17 protein-coding genes are annotated in these 16,455 nt (G+C 60.3%); 6 read left to right on the forward strand and 11 right to left on the reverse strand.

The window, feature by feature from the left end; genetic code table 11:
• Positions 1 to 95: 95 nt before the first annotated feature.
• Positions 96 to 422 carry a DUF883 family protein gene (locus V3H56_RS00520; protein WP_042730550.1) on the forward strand — a complete coding sequence of 109 codons (327 nt, stop codon included), beginning with the start codon at positions 96 to 98 and terminating at the stop codon, positions 420 to 422.
• Here V3H56_RS00520 and V3H56_RS00525 read toward each other — a convergent pair.
• Complete coding sequence (locus V3H56_RS00525; protein WP_042730549.1) at positions 395 to 1,312, reverse strand: LysR family transcriptional regulator; 918 nt, start codon at positions 1,310 to 1,312, stop codon at positions 395 to 397. The genes V3H56_RS00520 and V3H56_RS00525 overlap by 28 nt on opposite strands.
• Before the next feature lie 113 nt (positions 1,313 to 1,425).
• Here V3H56_RS00525 and trpB point away from each other — a divergent pair, with 113 nt between their 5' ends.
• A complete protein-coding gene (gene trpB, locus V3H56_RS00530; protein ID WP_047739317.1) occupies positions 1,426 to 2,658 on the forward strand; it encodes a tryptophan synthase subunit beta in 1,233 nt (410 codons plus the stop codon).
• Positions 2,658 to 3,464 (forward strand): tryptophan synthase subunit alpha, encoded by an 807-nt coding sequence (trpA, locus tag V3H56_RS00535; RefSeq protein ID WP_042730547.1) that lies wholly within the window; start codon positions 2,658 to 2,660, stop codon positions 3,462 to 3,464. The genes trpB and trpA overlap by 1 nt, the downstream gene beginning before the upstream one ends.
• Positions 3,465 to 3,550: 86 nt before the next feature.
• Here trpA and V3H56_RS00540 read toward each other — a convergent pair whose 3' ends face one another.
• From V3H56_RS00540 to V3H56_RS00585, 10 genes are all read right to left on the reverse strand, one after another.
• Entirely contained in the window at positions 3,551 to 5,512 is a 1,962-nt protein-coding gene (locus V3H56_RS00540; protein ID WP_042730546.1) for a DUF4105 domain-containing protein, read from the reverse strand.
• Positions 5,509 to 5,829 (reverse strand): DUF2388 domain-containing protein, encoded by a 321-nt coding sequence (locus tag V3H56_RS00545; protein ID WP_003187020.1) that lies wholly within the window; start codon positions 5,827 to 5,829, stop codon positions 5,509 to 5,511. The genes V3H56_RS00540 and V3H56_RS00545 overlap by 4 nt, the downstream gene beginning before the upstream one ends.
• A gap of 26 nt (positions 5,830 to 5,855) precedes the next feature.
• Positions 5,856 to 6,164, reverse strand: coding sequence for a DUF2388 domain-containing protein (locus V3H56_RS00550; RefSeq protein ID WP_042730545.1), 309 nt, complete (start codon positions 6,162 to 6,164; stop codon positions 5,856 to 5,858).
• A gap of 106 nt (positions 6,165 to 6,270) precedes the next feature.
• Complete coding sequence (locus tag V3H56_RS00555; RefSeq protein WP_042730544.1) at positions 6,271 to 6,588, reverse strand: DUF2388 domain-containing protein; 318 nt, start codon at positions 6,586 to 6,588, stop codon at positions 6,271 to 6,273.
• 337 nt (positions 6,589 to 6,925) lie between these two features.
• A complete protein-coding gene (locus V3H56_RS00560) occupies positions 6,926 to 7,141 on the reverse strand; it encodes a DUF1127 domain-containing protein (RefSeq protein WP_047739314.1) in 216 nt (71 codons plus the stop codon).
• A 318-nt stretch (positions 7,142 to 7,459) separates the two neighbouring features.
• The gene (locus V3H56_RS00565; RefSeq protein WP_042731841.1) at positions 7,460 to 8,953 is read right to left on the reverse strand and encodes an acetyl-CoA hydrolase/transferase family protein; all 1,494 of its coding nucleotides are present in this window, start codon (positions 8,951 to 8,953) and stop codon (positions 7,460 to 7,462) included.
• A 201-nt stretch (positions 8,954 to 9,154) separates the two neighbouring features.
• Positions 9,155 to 10,591 carry an NAD(P)(+) transhydrogenase (Re/Si-specific) subunit beta gene (locus tag V3H56_RS00570; RefSeq protein WP_042731840.1) on the reverse strand — a complete coding sequence of 479 codons (1,437 nt, stop codon included), beginning with the start codon at positions 10,589 to 10,591 and terminating at the stop codon, positions 9,155 to 9,157.
• Positions 10,591 to 10,914 carry an NAD(P) transhydrogenase subunit alpha gene (locus V3H56_RS00575; RefSeq protein ID WP_003187010.1) on the reverse strand — a complete coding sequence of 108 codons (324 nt, stop codon included), beginning with the start codon at positions 10,912 to 10,914 and terminating at the stop codon, positions 10,591 to 10,593. Before V3H56_RS00575 ends, V3H56_RS00570 begins: the two co-directional genes overlap by 1 nt.
• A gap of 15 nt (positions 10,915 to 10,929) precedes the next feature.
• On the reverse strand, positions 10,930 to 12,051 hold the full coding sequence (locus V3H56_RS00580; RefSeq protein WP_338474091.1) for a Re/Si-specific NAD(P)(+) transhydrogenase subunit alpha: 1,122 nt from the start codon (positions 12,049 to 12,051) through the stop codon (positions 10,930 to 10,932).
• 428 nt (positions 12,052 to 12,479) lie between these two features.
• Positions 12,480 to 13,379, reverse strand: a complete 900-nt coding sequence (locus V3H56_RS00585) for a LysR family transcriptional regulator (RefSeq protein ID WP_042731838.1) — start codon at positions 13,377 to 13,379, stop codon at positions 12,480 to 12,482.
• 156 nt (positions 13,380 to 13,535) lie between these two features.
• Between V3H56_RS00585 and V3H56_RS00590 the strand changes: the two genes are divergently transcribed.
• The 3 genes from V3H56_RS00590 (at position 13,536) to V3H56_RS00600 (ending at position 16,277) form a co-directional block, all read left to right on the forward strand.
• Entirely contained in the window at positions 13,536 to 14,717 is a 1,182-nt protein-coding gene (locus tag V3H56_RS00590) for an acyl-CoA dehydrogenase (protein WP_338474092.1), read from the forward strand.
• 13 nt (positions 14,718 to 14,730) lie between these two features.
• Positions 14,731 to 15,951, forward strand: a complete 1,221-nt coding sequence (locus V3H56_RS00595; RefSeq protein WP_338474093.1) for a CaiB/BaiF CoA-transferase family protein — start codon at positions 14,731 to 14,733, stop codon at positions 15,949 to 15,951.
• A gap of 146 nt (positions 15,952 to 16,097) precedes the next feature.
• Complete coding sequence (locus V3H56_RS00600; protein ID WP_212803232.1) at positions 16,098 to 16,277, forward strand: hypothetical protein; 180 nt, start codon at positions 16,098 to 16,100, stop codon at positions 16,275 to 16,277.
• Positions 16,278 to 16,455 lie beyond the last annotated feature (178 nt).

The raw sequence follows: 16,455 nt of genomic DNA on the forward strand, positions 1-16,455 counted from the left end.
CGCCGCTTGCCCCTGGAAAGTTCAGATTTACTGCACTTTCAGAAATGGCTGGAGTCCCAATTCACACCACTCAACCACTGCAGGAGAGAGCCACCATGGCCAGCAATTCGTTACGTAAAGCCTCGTTGCAAAGCATGGAAGCGGAGATCGAGAGTCTGCTCAAGTCGTTGGAAAGCTTGAAGGACGACGCCTCTGATGAGTCGCGCAAGACCCTCAAGACGCTCAAGGCGAATGCCGAAAGTGCGTTGAAACATTCTCGGCACCTGCTCAGCGATGCGTATGAAGAGGTCAAGGTGAAAACCCGCGAAACCGGGCTCGCCACTCGCGATTACGCGCAAGAGCACCCTTGGACCACGGCCGGTGTCGCGGTGGGGGCCATTGGCCTGCTGGCCGCTTACCTGTTGTGCAAACGCGGTGACTGAGCCGGTTGGCCCAACTCATGCCTGAGCCACTGGGCCAATTGACGAGCGCGCCCGTCCGCGGCGCGCTTGGGTAGCCACAACGCCAGTCGCGCCGGGGTTTCACCGAAGCCCCAGGGCGCGACCAGCCGCCCGGCACGTACGTCCTCGGCCACCAACGGCTCGGGGGCGATAGCGACGCCCAGTCCGGCGACGGCGGCCTCCAGCAAATAATACAAATGTTCGAAGCCTTGCCCGAATGTCAGTGCCCGGGATTCGAGGGCGTTTTGCTGTGCCCAGGTCGGCCACGCCTGGGGGCGGGACGTGGTGTGCAGCAGCGGCTCATCCAGCAGCGCATTGGCCGGGGCACCTTGCAGCCGGGCGAACCCGGCGTAGTGCGGGCTCATCACCGGGCCGATGCGTTCGACCGCCAGCTCATACACCTGCATGTCGGCTGGCCAGGGCGGTTCGGCGAAGACCAGCAAGGCGTCCAGGCCCGGTCGCCTGGGGTCCAGGTCGCCTTCACCGGCGGACAGGTGCAGGCGCAGGTCCGGCAAGTCGGCATTGAGCCGGCCCAGGCGGGGAATGAACCAGCGCGCCAGCAGGCTGCCCGAGCAACCCAGTACGAACGGAGCATCCGCCGTGCTTTGGGTCAGTTCCGCGCACACGCTGCGCAGGCGTTCGAAGGCGTCGCTGCTGGCGTCGCGCAGACGTGCGCCCGCATCTGTGAGTTTCAAGCCGCGCCCATCCTTGACGAACAGACTCACGCCCAAGTGTTCCTCCAGTGCTTTGAGCTGGCGACTGACCGCACCGTGGGTCACGTGCAGTTGTTCGGCCGCCTGGCTTACGCTGTTGAGTCGGGCGGTGGCCTCGAAAGCGCGCAGGGCGTTGAGCGGAGGAAGATCGTGACGCATTTTATCTGTGAGTTTTCCTGACAGGTTGTGGCGATCTTATCGGTTTTCAGCGGGCAATGTCAGGGGTAGAGTGAGCCTCATTGTCTCTCTACACATTTGCCTGGAGCGCCCCGATGACCCAGCCTACGACCCCTTTCAACCTGCGCAGTGGCCCCGACGCCAATGGCCTGTTCGGTGCATTCGGCGGCCGCTATGTGGCCGAAACCCTGATGCCGCTGATCCTGGACCTGGCCCGTGAATACGAAGCGGCGAAGGAAGATCCTGCATTTATCGAGGAGTTGGCCTACTTCCAGCGCGATTACGTCGGGCGTCCGAGCCCACTCTATTTCGCCGAACGCCTGACCGAATACTGCGGCGGCGCCAAGATCTACCTCAAGCGCGAGGAGCTGAACCACACCGGCGCCCACAAGATCAACAACTGCATCGGCCAGATCCTGCTGGCGCGGCGCATGGGTAAAAAACGCATCATCGCCGAGACCGGCGCCGGCATGCACGGCGTGGCCACTGCCACCGTGGCCGCACGGTTCGGGCTCGATTGCGTGATCTACATGGGCACCACCGACATCGAACGCCAGCAGGCCAACGTGTTCCGCATGAAGCTGCTGGGCGCTGAGGTGATCCCGGTGGTGGCTGGCACGGGCACCTTGAAAGACGCGATGAACGAAGCGCTGCGCGATTGGGTGACCAACGTCGACAGCACGTTCTACCTGATCGGCACGGTGGCAGGCCCGCACCCTTATCCAGCCATGGTGCGCGACTTCCAGGCCGTCATTGGCAAGGAAACCCGCGATCAACTGCAAGCTCAGGAAGGCCGCCTGCCGGACAGCCTGGTGGCGTGCATCGGTGGCGGCTCCAATGCCATGGGCCTGTTTCACCCGTTCCTGGACGATAAGAGCGTCGACATCATCGGCGTCGAGGCCGCCGGCTATGGCATCGAGACCGGTAAACATGCGGCGAGTCTGAACGGCGGCGTGCCGGGTGTGCTGCACGGCAATCGCACCTTCCTGTTGCAGGACGACGACGGCCAGATCATCGACGCTCATTCGATTTCCGCCGGCCTCGATTATCCGGGTATCGGCCCGGAGCACGCCTGGCTGCACGACATCGGCCGCGTCCAGTACACCTCGGTCACCGATGCCGAAGCTCTGGAAGCGTTCCACAAGTGCTGCCGCCTGGAAGGGATCATTCCTGCGCTGGAAAGCGCCCACGCCCTGGCTGAAGTGTTCAAGCGCGCGCCCAACCTGCCCAAGGATCACCTGATGGTGGTCAACCTGTCCGGCCGTGGCGACAAAGACATGCAAACCGTGATGCACCACATGGAACAGTCCCAGCAGGAGAAACACTGATGAGCCGCCTGCAAACCCGTTTTGCCGAACTCAAGCAACTGAACCGCGCTGCCCTGGTGACGTTCGTCACGGCCGGTGATCCGGACTACGACACGTCGCTGGCGATCCTCAAGGGCCTGCCGGCAGCCGGTGCCGACGTGATCGAGTTGGGAATGCCGTTCACCGACCCGATGGCTGACGGCCCGGCGATCCAGTTGGCGAACATCCGTGCCTTGGGCGCCCAGCAGAACCTGGCGAAAACCCTGCAGATGGTGCGCGAGTTCCGCAAGGACAATAACCAGACGCCGCTGGTGTTGATGGGCTACTTCAACCCGATCCATCGCTATGGCGTTCAGCGTTTCATCGGCGAGGCGCTGGATTCTGGCGTTGATGGCCTGATCGTGGTCGACATGCCGCCTGAGCACAACGCTGAGCTGTGCGATCCGGCCCAGGCAGCGGGGCTGGACTTTATCCGCCTGACGACGCCCACCACCGACGATGTGCGGTTGCCCACCGTACTCAACGGTAGCTCTGGCTTCGTCTACTACGTATCGGTAGCGGGCGTGACCGGTGCTGGCGCCGCCACCCTGGAGCACGTCGAAGAAGCCGTGACTCGCCTGCGTCGTCATACCGATTTGCCCATCAGCATTGGTTTTGGCATCCGCACACCGGAGCAGGCCGCGGCGATCGCACGATTGGCCGATGGCGTGGTGGTCGGTTCGGCGTTGATCGACCATATCGCCAGCGCCGATACCCCGGCCCAGGCAATCGATGGTGTACTGAGTTTGTGTGCCGCATTGGCCGAAGGTGTGCGTAACGCGCGCTGAGTGTTCAGCCAGCGGGACACGAAAAAGGGTTCAGAACCAGGTTCTGAACCCTTTTTTGTTGTGCATGACGTGGTCGGTGGCTGGCGTCAGGGCAACTCCAACCCTCCGCCTGCCTTGTGCAGTTTTCGCAGGTGCTCGCCGATCTCTTTGACGTTGGCCTCGCTCGCTGCAATTTCGGCGGCGCGGCTTGGCTCCAGTAATGCCCGGACTTCCTTGTCCAGGTCGCCGGTCAGCGTTTGCAACTGTTTCTGTCGCAAGTTGCTCTCCGATTCCAGGCGCTGCCACTCACTGGGTTGGGGCAATCCGTAGCCGCTTGTGCCCAGCAACTCGGCGGGGCGGCTCAGAAAACCGCTGTTGGCGAGAATCTGTTGCAGCGTGGCATTCGCCCTTTCCATGCCGCCGTTTTGCAGCTCGCGGGCTCCGAGGTAGCGTTGCTTGACCTCGTCCTGGGCCAGCAGCAACTGCCGGCGGTAGCTGGCCTGCTCCAGCAACAGCAATGCCGCGCTGGTGCGCAGATCGGCCTGCTCGAACCAGACGCGGCGCTCGGCGGCATCCAGGGCCAGCCAGTCTTCCACGGTTTGTTGCTTGATGGGCAGGTACTTTTTCAGCACGTTGAACATGGCCTGGTAGCGTTCGCGGAACGAGTCGAAGCGGTAGCCCAGGCGCAAGGCTTCCTTGGGGTCGTCCAGCACGCTGGTGTCGGCCAGGCCCCGACCCTTGAGCACTTCCAGCAAACCATTGGGCATGATGCTGTCCAGGCCGGTGAGTTGCTGGTTGTTACTGCCGCTGCGCAGCAGTTTCAAGCTCTCGACTGCGCAGTTATTGGACAGGAAGTAATAGTTGCCGTCATAGCTCCAGTGCATTTCGGCGGCGTGTTCGACGGTTTCCTCGATTTCGCGGCGTGACAGCTTCAGTGGCACCGACGCCAGGCTGCGTAGTTCGGTCTTGGTGTACTCGTCGATCACCTGGGACAACGGCAATACGAACAGGCGCGACGGGTATTTGCCCACCAGGCCGTCCCAACTGGACAACTGCACATCGCCCACGAAAGCGCGATACGACAGCACCAGGTGTTGGTCCAGGTCCAGCCGGCAGTCGGGGCCACGGGGGCGGCCTGGAGCACAGATCACCAGTCGCAGCATGCTGTGGCCCCAGCGGCTGACCCAGTTCTGGTTGGCTTCGGCCAGCAGATAATCGATGGCGTAGACTCGCTCCGGGTCGACCTTGCCCAGCGGGGTCTTCGCGAAGTCGTTGCCGGCGTTGAGGAAGGCGAACGACTTGGCGCAGGCGTCCTTGGCAGCGGGAGCCCAGCCGAAGTGTTCCTGATAATAACGGTACAGGGCGGGTCGGCGGCAGGCATAGCTGGAGTCCAGGAGGAAGTACTCCATGTTGACCGCGACGAATTCCTTGGGGCTGCTTGTTTCGTAGAGGTCCGGGCTGCGGGCGACCTGGCGATTGTGTTGTTCCCGTTCGCCGCGCCGACCTACGTACTGCGGCCAGCCGGCGAGGTCCAGCAAGCGTGGATCATCGCTGAGGGTAAAGCGGCGGCCGTTCTGACCGCGGCATTCGTCTGGAAGGCCGATCAGCCCGGCGCTGTCGTTGCGTCGGGTGCAGCGCTGGATCAGCGCGCGTTCGGCATCAGGCCATAGACGCGAACGGTCATAGATGTGGGTCAGTTCATGGAGCACCGTGGCGAGCATCTCTCGCCGCACAGTGCCGTGGGGGCGGTGGGTCTTTTGGGTCGCGGCGCTGCCGTCGGTGAGGCTGTCGAGCAGGTTGCTGTTGAGGTCCAGTTGCGACACCAGCGAAGCCTGGCCGTAAGCATTGGCTGGCATCTGGTCGGTCCAGCCGACATCGATGCGTCGGTCCAGACGTTCGATGAAGCGCGGCGGCAGGGCCTGCATGGCCTCATCGAGCAGCGCCTGGCTGGCCTGCTGTTGTGCGGGGCTGAGCCCTTCGGTGTTGAGGTGCAGTTGCAGGCCGGCCTGGGCCGTGCTGCCCATGAGCAACAGGACCCCGGCCGTCAGCCAGGCGGCGAGCCGCCTCACAATGCGAGGATGGCTTCGGCGAGAACCTGGTCGCTGGCGTCACGCGCTTCCGGCACGCGGGTGCGCAAGGTGTCGAAGGCTGCCTCGAGATGAGCGCCACGGATCTCGCCATTGCTGGCGACAAAACTGGCGGCATCGTCGTGGGCTTCGCGGACGATTTTCGAATCGCGGATCGACGTGGTGGTGTCGGAAGTGAAATCGATCGTGCGCTGGGAGGCGCGGACGATGATGTTACTGGTGGCTACCAGGGTATGTGCCTGGGCCACATCGGCCAGTACCAGCAGGCCTAGGGCGGCAGCAATCAGCGGGCTACGCATGGAACGACTCCGGAGAATAAAGATAACTATTGGACGAGAATTGCTTGTGCCAGTTCAAGGTCGCTGACGTGAAGTTTTGGTTGGGTCCGGCGCAGGTAGTCCAGGGCCGATTCCAGTTGTGCACCTCGCAGCTGTCCGTCACTGGCGACAAACGCCGCGGCGTCATCGTGAGCGGCGACGATCAGTTTATGGTCGAAGGGCGCAGAGGTCACCATGCTCGTGGCATAGCCGCTGGCCACCACTTGCTGCGTGGACACATCGAAGGCATGGGCCGGAACAGACCAGCACGCCGCTACACAGGCAATTGCTAAGAACAGATCTGAGTAAAAACGCATGGGGCTCGACGGTTGACGGTGGACCTGAAGGCTAGCGCAAACCTCCGGCCCAGAGCCAGCGTTGAAACATCGGAACATATTTTGAAGCCCGATGTTTCATGTTGCATCAGATAACCAGGATGGCCTGGGCCAACTGCGCGTCGGTGGCGTTCAACTGAGGTGCCTGGTGGCGGATGTAGTCCAGGGCGCTTTCCAGCTTCACGCCGCGAATGGCACCTTCGCTGGCCACGAAGCTGGCGGCGTCGTCACGGGCCGCCTGGACGATTTTGTTGTCCCGCAGTGACGAAGTGGCATCGGAGGTCGCGTCGGAAGTGGCCTTCAATGCGCCGACGAGGGAATCGGTCGTGACGATGAAGCTGCTGGCGTTGGACTGGGCGGCTACGGCCAGCAAGGCAACTGCGCTAAGCAGACGAAGACGGGTCATGATGGAACTCCTTGGGCATTGAGGTGATGTCGGTGCGTGTAGCTGGAGAGGAGACGCATGCTCGACTCGCTTCGCCACGGTTGCACCGATATTAGGGCAGAACGAGTCGGCTGGCAGCCCTGCATGACTGATCAGTTCTGATGTCATTGATTCAGTGCCGCCTCCAACATAACTGTGCTGGTAGATTTTTATTAATCTATAAACTGTTATGGTGCCGCTTTTTTACCCTATCGAGGACCTGAAACGACAAGACCCGTCGTGGTTTCCCACGACGGGTCTTGTTTGTTCAATTCAGTGCTGGCGGTGGACCCGGAGGGTCAGGGCCAGCGACGCTGAGTTAGCGCCAGAACGGCTTGCTCAGCTCTTCGTAGCGTTGTGCTTCGCTGATACCGGCGTCAGCCAGCAGGCGCGAATCCAGACGAGCCAGTTGATGGCGGCTGGCGATGCGGCGCTGCCACAGCATCAGGTTGGCAATAAAGCGAAGAGGCAGGGAAGCCTGGTTTTTTGCAGCGTTGTCTTCGAAGAACAGCTCGGAACTGAGTGTACGTTCCATGGTGACATCCTTCCGCTTGTGGCGGGATTAGGTAGTGGTTTGACTGGTGCCCATGATCCTCTCGTTTGGCCAGTCTCTCTAGATACAGTTCACCTGTATTGTGAGAGACCAGTTAACTGTTAAACAGCGGTGTACTGGTCGATATTGAGGCAACTGTACCTATGTGCTCCAACTTGGTGCGAAACTGGAGGTCTGGCAAGTGTTTCTAGGAAAAGACTGTAAGAAAACACCGGTACAGCAGTACAGTTTTTGCCGAGAGTGAGCTGAGTTGCCGAGCATGGCCAAAACTGTAATTGCCAATAGGCCGATCCAACTGTGTCAAACCGCCAACATGCGACCGGTTTCTTCCAGGTTCACGTGCCAACTCAGTGCATCACGCAGAATGTGCGGGGTATGGCCTCCCAGTTTGCATGCTGCTTCGAAATACTGGTTCAAGGCCTCGCGATAGCTAGGGTGCACACACTTGTCGATGACCACGCGTGCCCGCTCCCTTGGAGCCAGGCCCCGAAGGTCGGCGAGGCCGATCTCGGTCACCAGGATGTCGACATCATGCTCGGTATGGTCCACATGGCTGACCATTGGCACGACGCTGGAAATCGCACCGCCCTTGGCAATCGACTTGGTGACGAAAATGGACAGGTGCGCATTGCGGGCAAAGTCCCCCGAGCCGCCGATGCCGTTCATCATCCGTGTGCCACAGACGTGGGTAGAGTTGACGTTGCCATACAGGTCGAACTCCAGCGCAGTGTTAATACCAATGATGCCCAGGCGGCGCACCACCTCGGGATGGTTGGAAATTTCCTGTGGGCGCAGGACCAGTTTGTCCTGGTAGCGCTCCAGGTTCCCGAACACATCGGCATTGCGCCGGCTCGACAGCGTGATGGAGCTGCCCGAGGCGAAGCTCAGTTTGCCGGCGTCGATCAAATCGAACGTGGAGTCCTGCAGGACTTCGGAATACATGGTCAGGTCTTCGAACGGAGAGTCGATCAACCCGCACATCACCGCGTTGGCAATATTGCCGATGCCGGCCTGCAGCGGGCCGAGCTTGTTGGTCAGGCGCCCAGCCGCCACTTCCTGCTTGAAGAACTCGATCAGGTGATCTGCAATGGCCTGGGTGTCGTTATCCGGTGGCGTGACGGTCGAGGGTGAATCGCCCTGATGGGTGATGACGATGGCGGCGATTTTTTCCGGCGGGATCGGGATCGCGGTACTGCCAATGCGGTCGTCGACCTTCACCAGCGGTATTGGCGTGCGGGTCGGCCGATAGGTCGGAATATAGATGTCATGCAACCCTTCCAGGTTCGGATTGTGGGCCAGGTTGATTTCCACGATCACCTGTCGGGCAAAGATGGCGAAGCTGGCGGAGTTGCCCACCGACGTGGTCGGTACGATGTGGCCTTGCTCGGTGATGGCGACGGCTTCGATCACGGCAACATCGGGCAGCTTGAGTTGGGCGTTGCGCAGTTGCTCGACGGTTTCCGAAAGATGCTGGTCGATGAACATCACTTCGCCTGCGTTGATCGCCTTGCGCAGCGTGCTATCGACCTGGAAGGGCATACGCCGGGCCAGTACGCCGGCTTCGGTGAGCTCTTTGTCGAGGTCGTTCCCCAGGCTCGCACCGGTCATCAGGCTGATCTTCAGCGGAGTGACCTTGGCGCGTTGGGCCAGCGCGTGAGGTACCGCTTTCGCTTCGCCGGCACGGGTGAAACCGCTCATGCCGACGGTCATCCCGTCCTGGATCAGCAGGGCGGCTTGCTCGGCGCTCATCACTTTGTTCAACAACGAAGGCAGGCGGATGCGATCACGGTACATGGTGTGTTATCTCGGGCTGGAAGCAAGGAGTGCGCAGTCTAGTGAATTCGCGCCATGCCCGACCCGCTACAAAAGTCGCATTTAAGGCGTCTATTACGGGGGTTTCAGGCAAAACATTATTACCGGATCGGTAACGCTGGGCCTTGATACAAATCAAAACGCCCCGACGAGGCGGGGCGTTTTGACGAAGCGAGGGAGTGTTTATTCCACGGCTTTGACCATGTCTTCGATGACCTTCTTGGCGTCACCGAAGACCATCATGGTCTTGTCTAGGTAGAACAGTTCGTTATCCAGGCCGGCGTAGCCGCTGGCCATGGAGCGCTTGTTGACGATGATGGTCTTGGCCTTGAAGGCCTCGAGGATCGGCATGCCGGCAATCGGCGATTTCGGATCGTTCTTCGCCGCCGGGTTGACCACGTCGTTGGCGCCGAGCACCAGCACCACATCGGCCTGGCCGAACTCGGAGTTGATGTCCTCCATCTCGAACACCTGGTCATAAGGCACTTCGGCCTCGGCGAGCAGTACGTTCATGTGCCCGGGCATGCGGCCCGCCACCGGGTGGATCGCGTATTTCACCGTCACGCCGTGGTGGGTCAGCTTCTCGGTCAGCTCTTTCAACGCGTGTTGTGCGCGTGCCACCGCCAGGCCATAGCCCGGAACGATGATGACCGTGTCGGCGTTGGTCAGCAGGAACGTCGCATCGTCCGCCGAACCGGACTTCACCGGACGGGCCTCTTGCGAACCGGCCGGGCCTGCCGCGTCGGCGCTGTTGCCGAAGCCGCCCAGCAGCACGTTGAAGAACGAACGGTTCATCGCCTTGCACATGATGTACGACAGGATCGCACCGCTGGAGCCTACCAGGGAGCCGGCGATGATCAGCATCGAGTTGTTCAGCGAGAAACCGATGCCCGCGGCTGCCCAACCCGAATAACTGTTGAGCATCGACACCACCACCGGCATGTCGGCGCCACCGATCGGGATGATGATCAACACGCCCAGCACGAACGCCAGGGCCAGCATCAAGGCGAATGCGCCGAGGTTGCCAGTGAACATGAAGGTCAGGCCCAGGCCCAGCGTGGCCAGGCCCAGGATCAGGTTGAGCTTGTGCTGGCCACCGAACTGTACGGGTGCGCCCTGGAACAGGCGGAACTTGTACTTGCCCGACAGCTTGCCGAAGGCGATCACCGAGCCGGAGAAGGTGATTGCACCAATTGCCGCGCCGAGGAACAGCTCCAGGCGGTTACCGGCCGGAATCGAATCGCCCAGTTGCTTGACGATGCCCAGCGATTGCGGCTCGACGACGGCGGCAATGGCGATGAACACCGCTGCCAGGCCGATCATGCTGTGCATGAAGGCGACCAGTTCCGGCATCTTGGTCATCTCGACGCGCTTGGCCATGATCGAGCCGGCGGTACCGCCGATCAGCAGGCCGACGATGACGTAGCCGATGCCGGCGGTTGCCAGCTCAGCGCCCAGCTTATAAATGAGGCCGACGGTGGTGAGGACCGCCAGCGCCATGCCGAGCATGCCGAACAGGTTGCCGCGACGGGACGTGGTCGGGTGCGACAGGCCTTTGAGGGCCTGGATGAAGCAGATCGACGCGATCAGGTAGAGCGTCGTTACCAGGTTCATGCTCATTACTTGGGCGCCTCTTCTTTTACGGCTTTCGGGGCTTTTTTCTTGAACATCTCAAGCATGCGGCGCGTCACCAGGAAGCCACCGAACACGTTCACGGCGGCCAGGGCCACAGCGAGGGTACCCATGGTTTTGCCCAGGGGCGTGACGGTCAGCGCGGCGGCGAGCATGGCGCCGACGATCACGATGGCCGAAATGGCGTTGGTCACCGCCATCAATGGCGTGTGCAGCGCAGGTGTGACGTTCCAGACCACGTGGTAACCGACATAAATAGCCAGCACGAAGATGATCAGGTTGTAGATACCGGGGGAGATAAGCTCTTCCATTGTCTGAATCCCTGCTTAGGCGTTTTTGCGGATGACCTGGCCATCGCGGCACATCAGGCACGCGGCGACGATGTCGTCTTCCAGGTTCACGTCGAACTGACCTTCCTTGGTGAAGACCAGCTTCAGGAAGTCCAGCAGGTTGCGGGCATACAGCGCCGACGCGTCAGCGGCGACCTCACCGGCCAGGTTGGTCGGGCCGACGATGGTCACGCCGTTCTCGACAACCACCTGATCGGCCACGGTCAGCGGGCAGTTGCCACCCTGGGCTGCCGCGAGGTCGATGACCACCGAGCCGGGTTTCATCTGCGCGACGGTGTCGGCGCTCAGCAGGGTCGGTGCCTTGCGGCCCGGGATCAACGCGGTGGTGATGACGATGTCGGCCTGTTTGGCGCGCTCATGCACGGCTTGCGCCTGGCGCTGCATCCAGCTGGCAGGCATTGGCCGGGCATAACCGCCCACGCCAACGGCGCACTCACGCTCCTCGTCGGTTTCGTAAGGCACGTCGACGAACTTGGCGCCGAGGGACTCGATCTGTTCCTTCACAGCCGGGCGCACATCCGAAGCCTCGATCACTGCACCCAGGCGCTTAGCCGTGGCAATCGCCTGCAACCCGGCCACACCCGCGCCGAGAATCAGCACGCGCGCCGCTTTCACGGTACCCGCCGCGGTCATCAGCATCGGCATGAAGCGTGGGTAGTAGTGGGCAGCCAACAGCACGGCCTTGTAGCCGGCAATGTTCGCTTGAGACGACAGCACATCCAGGCTTTGCGCGCGCGAGGTGCGCGGCGCGGCCTCCAGGGCGAACGCGGTAATGCCGCACTCGGCCAGCTTGGCGATGGTTTCGTTGTTGAACGGGTTGAGCATGCCCACCAGAACGGTGCCGCGTTTGATCAACGTCAGTTCGCTGTCGTTGGGGGCGACCACCTTGAGAATCAGCTCGGCGCCGAATGCCTCGCTGGCGCTGCCAATGGTGGCGCCTGCTGCCTCGTAAGCACTGTCGATAACGCTGGCCTTGATGCCGGCGCCGCTCTGGACGGTGACTTTGTGGCCTTGGCCGATCAGCTTCTTGATGGTTTCCGGGGTAGCAGCAACCCGTGTTTCACCCGGTTGGGTTTCGAGGGGAACACCAATGTGCACGTCAAATCTCCTGCGTGATCTTATTGAGTAAACCCATGCACTTCGGATGGTGCGGTTGGGGCGGCGGATCAGCACGACCCCACTGATTCAGGCGGGGCGCGGCATTTTGCAGGCGAAAATTCAGGCCTTCAAGGGATTATGACGTGTGACGGAAAATTAACTACAAGTCACCCTGTGACCGAATGTCGCAAGCGCCCCTGGACGTTCCTCTGAAACCCTTGCTCTGTAAGGCTTCAGGGGGTTTTCAAAGGTTTTGCCATGAATCAGGTGAATATGCATTGGTGAATGGCGATATGGCTCAAAGCCACGTATTTAAACGCTTTCGAGACTACCGTACTGATTTCCAACAGATTGACTGAAAGCGACAAAAACTTATATCTGTAGCGCTTTTTATTAGCTGACTACCGGAGTCGGTTATCGATTTATGGCTATTTTTCAAGGTGATAGTCCTTGGCTTGATCCACCAGCCAATCACGAAAAGCACGGAGCGACGCCGACTCCACCTTGCGTTCCGGGATCATCAGGTAATAAGCCTTGATGCTCGACAGCGCGCTGCGGTTGGCAATGACCAGGCGCTTTTCCGCCAGTTCGCGCTGGATCAGAAACGGCGGGATCAGGGCAATGCCCATGTCGTGCATGGCCGCTTGGGCCAGCATGGAGAATAGTTCATAACGCGGGCCTGTCAGGTCGCGAGCGATGTTCAGGTTCTGGGCGTTGAACCATTGGCGCCATGCATAAGGACGAGTGGTCTGCTGGAGCAGGGGGAGTTCGGCGATGGCTTCTGGCGTCAGACCTTTGCGGCCATCCAGTAGGGCTGGGCTGCACACCGGCATCGGATTCTCACCCATCAGTTTGTGGGACTCGGTTCCGGACCAGTCCGCATCACCGAAATAGATGGCGGCGTCAAATTCCGTGTCTGCAAAGAGAAAGGGTCGTGTGCGGTTCGTCAGGTTAACGGTGACCTCCGGGTGCTGCTGTTGGAAATCCTTGAGGCGTGGCAGCAGCCATTGGGTACCGAACGTCGGGACCACAGCCAGCTCGATCACGTTCGCACCGGTATGCCCCATCACTGACAGCGTATCTCGCTCAACGGCGTCCAATTGAGCGGCCACCCGCCGACTGTAGGAAAGGCCTGCCTCGGTCAATTTGACTCCTCGCCGTGAACGTCGAAAAAGCTCGACGCTGAGGAAGTCTTCCAGGCCCGCGATCTGTCGGCAGATGGCACCTTGGGTCAGGGAAAGTTCTTGAGCGGCCTTGGTGAAGCTCTCATGCCGGGCGGCGGCCTCGAAGCTGATCAGGGCGGCGGTACTGGGGATTTTGCGGCGCATGTACGGCTACCTCACTCATTACCGTTGTAAACAGGGCATACGGCATTTACGGAGTGAGAAATTAGCACAAGAGGATGCGTAATCCTCGTTTGCCCTTGTAGGAAACCGCGCCTAGGATCAACCCACGATTTTCATCTAATTGGCGAGGACTCTTTCATGGCCGGTAAAGCGAGCTTCAACTGGATCGATCCATTGTTGCTGGACCAGCAACTCACCGAAGAAGAGCGCATGATCCGCGACACTGCCGAGCAGTTTGCCCAGCAGAAGCTGGCGCCGCGGGTGCTGGAAGCTTTCCGTCATGAAAAGACCGACCCGGCGATCTTTCGCGAGATGGGCGAAGTGGGGCTGCTGGGTGCAACCATTCCCGAACAATACGGTGGCAGCGGGCTGAACTATGTCAGCTATGGCCTGATTGCGCGTGAAGTGGAGCGTGTCGATTCCGGCTATCGCTCGATGATGAGCGTCCAATCCTCCCTGGTCATGGTGCCGATCAATGAATTTGGCACCGAAGCACAGAAGCAGAAGTACTTGCCCAAGCTGGCCTCCGGTGAATGGATCGGCTGCTTTGGCCTGACGGAGCCGAACCACGGTTCCGACCCTGGCGCGATGATTACTCGTGCGCGCAAGGTGGAAGGCGGCTACAGCCTGACGGGCAGCAAGATGTGGATCACCAACAGCCCGATAGCCGACGTGTTTGTCGTCTGGGGTAAGGATGACGCGGGTGATATCCGTGGCTTCGTTCTCGAGGAGGGTTGGAAGGGGCTTAGCGCTCCGGCTATCCACGGCAAGGTTGGGTTGCGCGCGTCGATCACCGGCGAGATCGTCATGGATAACGTGTTTGTCCCTGAAGAAAACATCTTCCCGGATGTGCGTGGCCTGAAGGGGCCGTTCACTTGCTTGAACTCGGCGCGCTATGGCATTTCCTGGGGCGCGTTGGGTGCCGCTGAATTCTGCTGGCACACCGCTCGCCAGTACACGCTGGATCGCCAGCAGTTTGGCCGTCCTCTGGCGGCTAATCAGTTGATCCAGAAGAAACTGGCCGACATGCAGACAGAAATCACGCTGGCCTTGCAGGGTTGCCTGCGCCTGGGCCGTATGAAGGATGAGGGTTCGGCTGCGGTCGAAATCACGTCGATCATGAAGCGCAACTCCTGCGGTAAATCCCTGGATATCGCCCGCATGGCGCGGGACATGCTGGGCGGCAACGGCATATCCGATGAGTTTGGTATCGCGCGTCATTTGGTGAACCTGGAAGTCGTGAACACCTATGAAGGTACCCATGACGTTCATGCGCTGATCCTGGGGCGTGCACAAACCGGTATCCAGGCGTTCTATTAATAGGAGAGCGGTCATGGGCGCGCTTTCGCATCTGCGGGTGCTGGACTTATCGAGAGTATTGGCCGGGCCTTGGGCCGGACAGATCCTGGCGGACCTGGGGGCGGAGGTCATCAAGGTCGAGCGCCCTGGCAATGGTGACGACACGCGTGCCTGGGGCCCGCCGTTCCTGACGGATGCGTCTGGCGAGAATACGACCGAAGCGGCTTATTACCTGTCGGCCAATCGCAACAAGCAATCGGTAACGATCGACCTCACGCGCCCGGAAGGGCAGCAACTGGTTCGGGAGCTTGCGGCCAAGTCCGACATCCTGATCGAGAATTTCAAGGTGGGCGGGCTGGCGGCTTATGGCCTGGACTATGACTCGCTGAAAGCGATCAATCCGCAACTGATCTATTGCTCGATTACCGGCTTTGGCCAGACTGGACCTTATGCCAAGCGTGCCGGGTATGACTTCATGATCCAGGGGCTCGGCGGCCTGATGAGTCTTACCGGTCGGCCTGAAGGTGACGAGGGGGCGGGCCCGGTGAAGGTCGGGGTGGCGCTGACGGATATCCTTACGGGCCTGTATTCGACCGTGGCGATTCTGGCGGCGTTGGCTCATCGCGATCAGGGGGGTGGCGGGCAGCACATTGATATGGCCCTGCTGGACGTCCAGGTGGCTTGTTTGGCCAACCAGGCGATGAACTACCTGACCACGGGGCAGGCGCCGAAGCGGTTGGGCAACGCTCATCCGAATATCGTGCCTTATCAGGATTTTCCTACGGCTGATGGCGACTTCATTCTCACCGTGGGTAATGACAGCCAGTTCCGCAAATTCGCCGAGGTGGCCGGGCAACCTCAGTGGGCCGATGATCCACGGTTTGCGACGAATAAACTGCGGGTGGCGAACCGGACGGTGCTGATCCCCTTGATTCGCCAGGCGACGGTGTTCAAGACCACGGCGCAATGGGTGGCTCAGTTGGAGCAGGCGGGTGTACCGTGTGGGCCGATCAATGATCTGGCGCAGGTGTTCGCGGATCCACAGGTGCAGGCCCGAGGGCTGGCGGTGGAGCTGCCTCATGCGCTGGCCGGCAAAGTACCTCAAGTGGCTAGTCCGATTCGTCTGTCCGAGACGCCCGTTGAATACCGCAGCGCGCCGCCTTTGCTGGGGGAACATACCCAGGAAGTGCTCCGGCGCGTGCTGGGCTTGGACGAGGCCGCGGTGACCGCACTCAAGGAAGCTGGCGTTCTTTGAAACCGTCCTTCTATATAGAGAGACCCCAATAAGGGTTTTCCGGGCTCACTTAACTTATTGATAGGAAAGTGAAATTAAGTGTTGACGGCAGATTCCAGACGTCTATAATTCGCCCCACTTCCGGCGCAGTCGAAACGAAAAAATCCTTGAGTTTCAATGAGTTAAACGATTTTAGGCAGTGCAGGGCTTCAGTTCATCGAAGTCCGGAAGCCGTGGATAAGGCGCTGTCGTTTGGCTTTATCAACGGTTCGATCCTCTCGATCGAAAGCGGTGAAAAAGAGGTGTTGACAGCAGCGAACAACGCTGTAGAATTCGCCTCCCGCTAACGAGAGATCGAAAGCGCAAGTGGTTGAAGTTGTTAGTGTTTCCCACGGGAAACTTTGAAAAACTTCTTAAATAACCGCTTGACAGCAACACCAGGCGCTGTAGAATGCGCGCCTCGGTTGAGACGAAAGAATCAGCCACCGCTCTTTAACAACTGAATCAAGCAATTCGTGTGGGTGC

Origin of the sequence: Pseudomonas sp. MS646 (genome assembly GCF_036693845.1) — a bacterium.
GTDB classification, from domain to species: Bacteria; Pseudomonadota; Gammaproteobacteria; order Pseudomonadales; family Pseudomonadaceae; genus Aquipseudomonas; species Aquipseudomonas chlororaphis_E.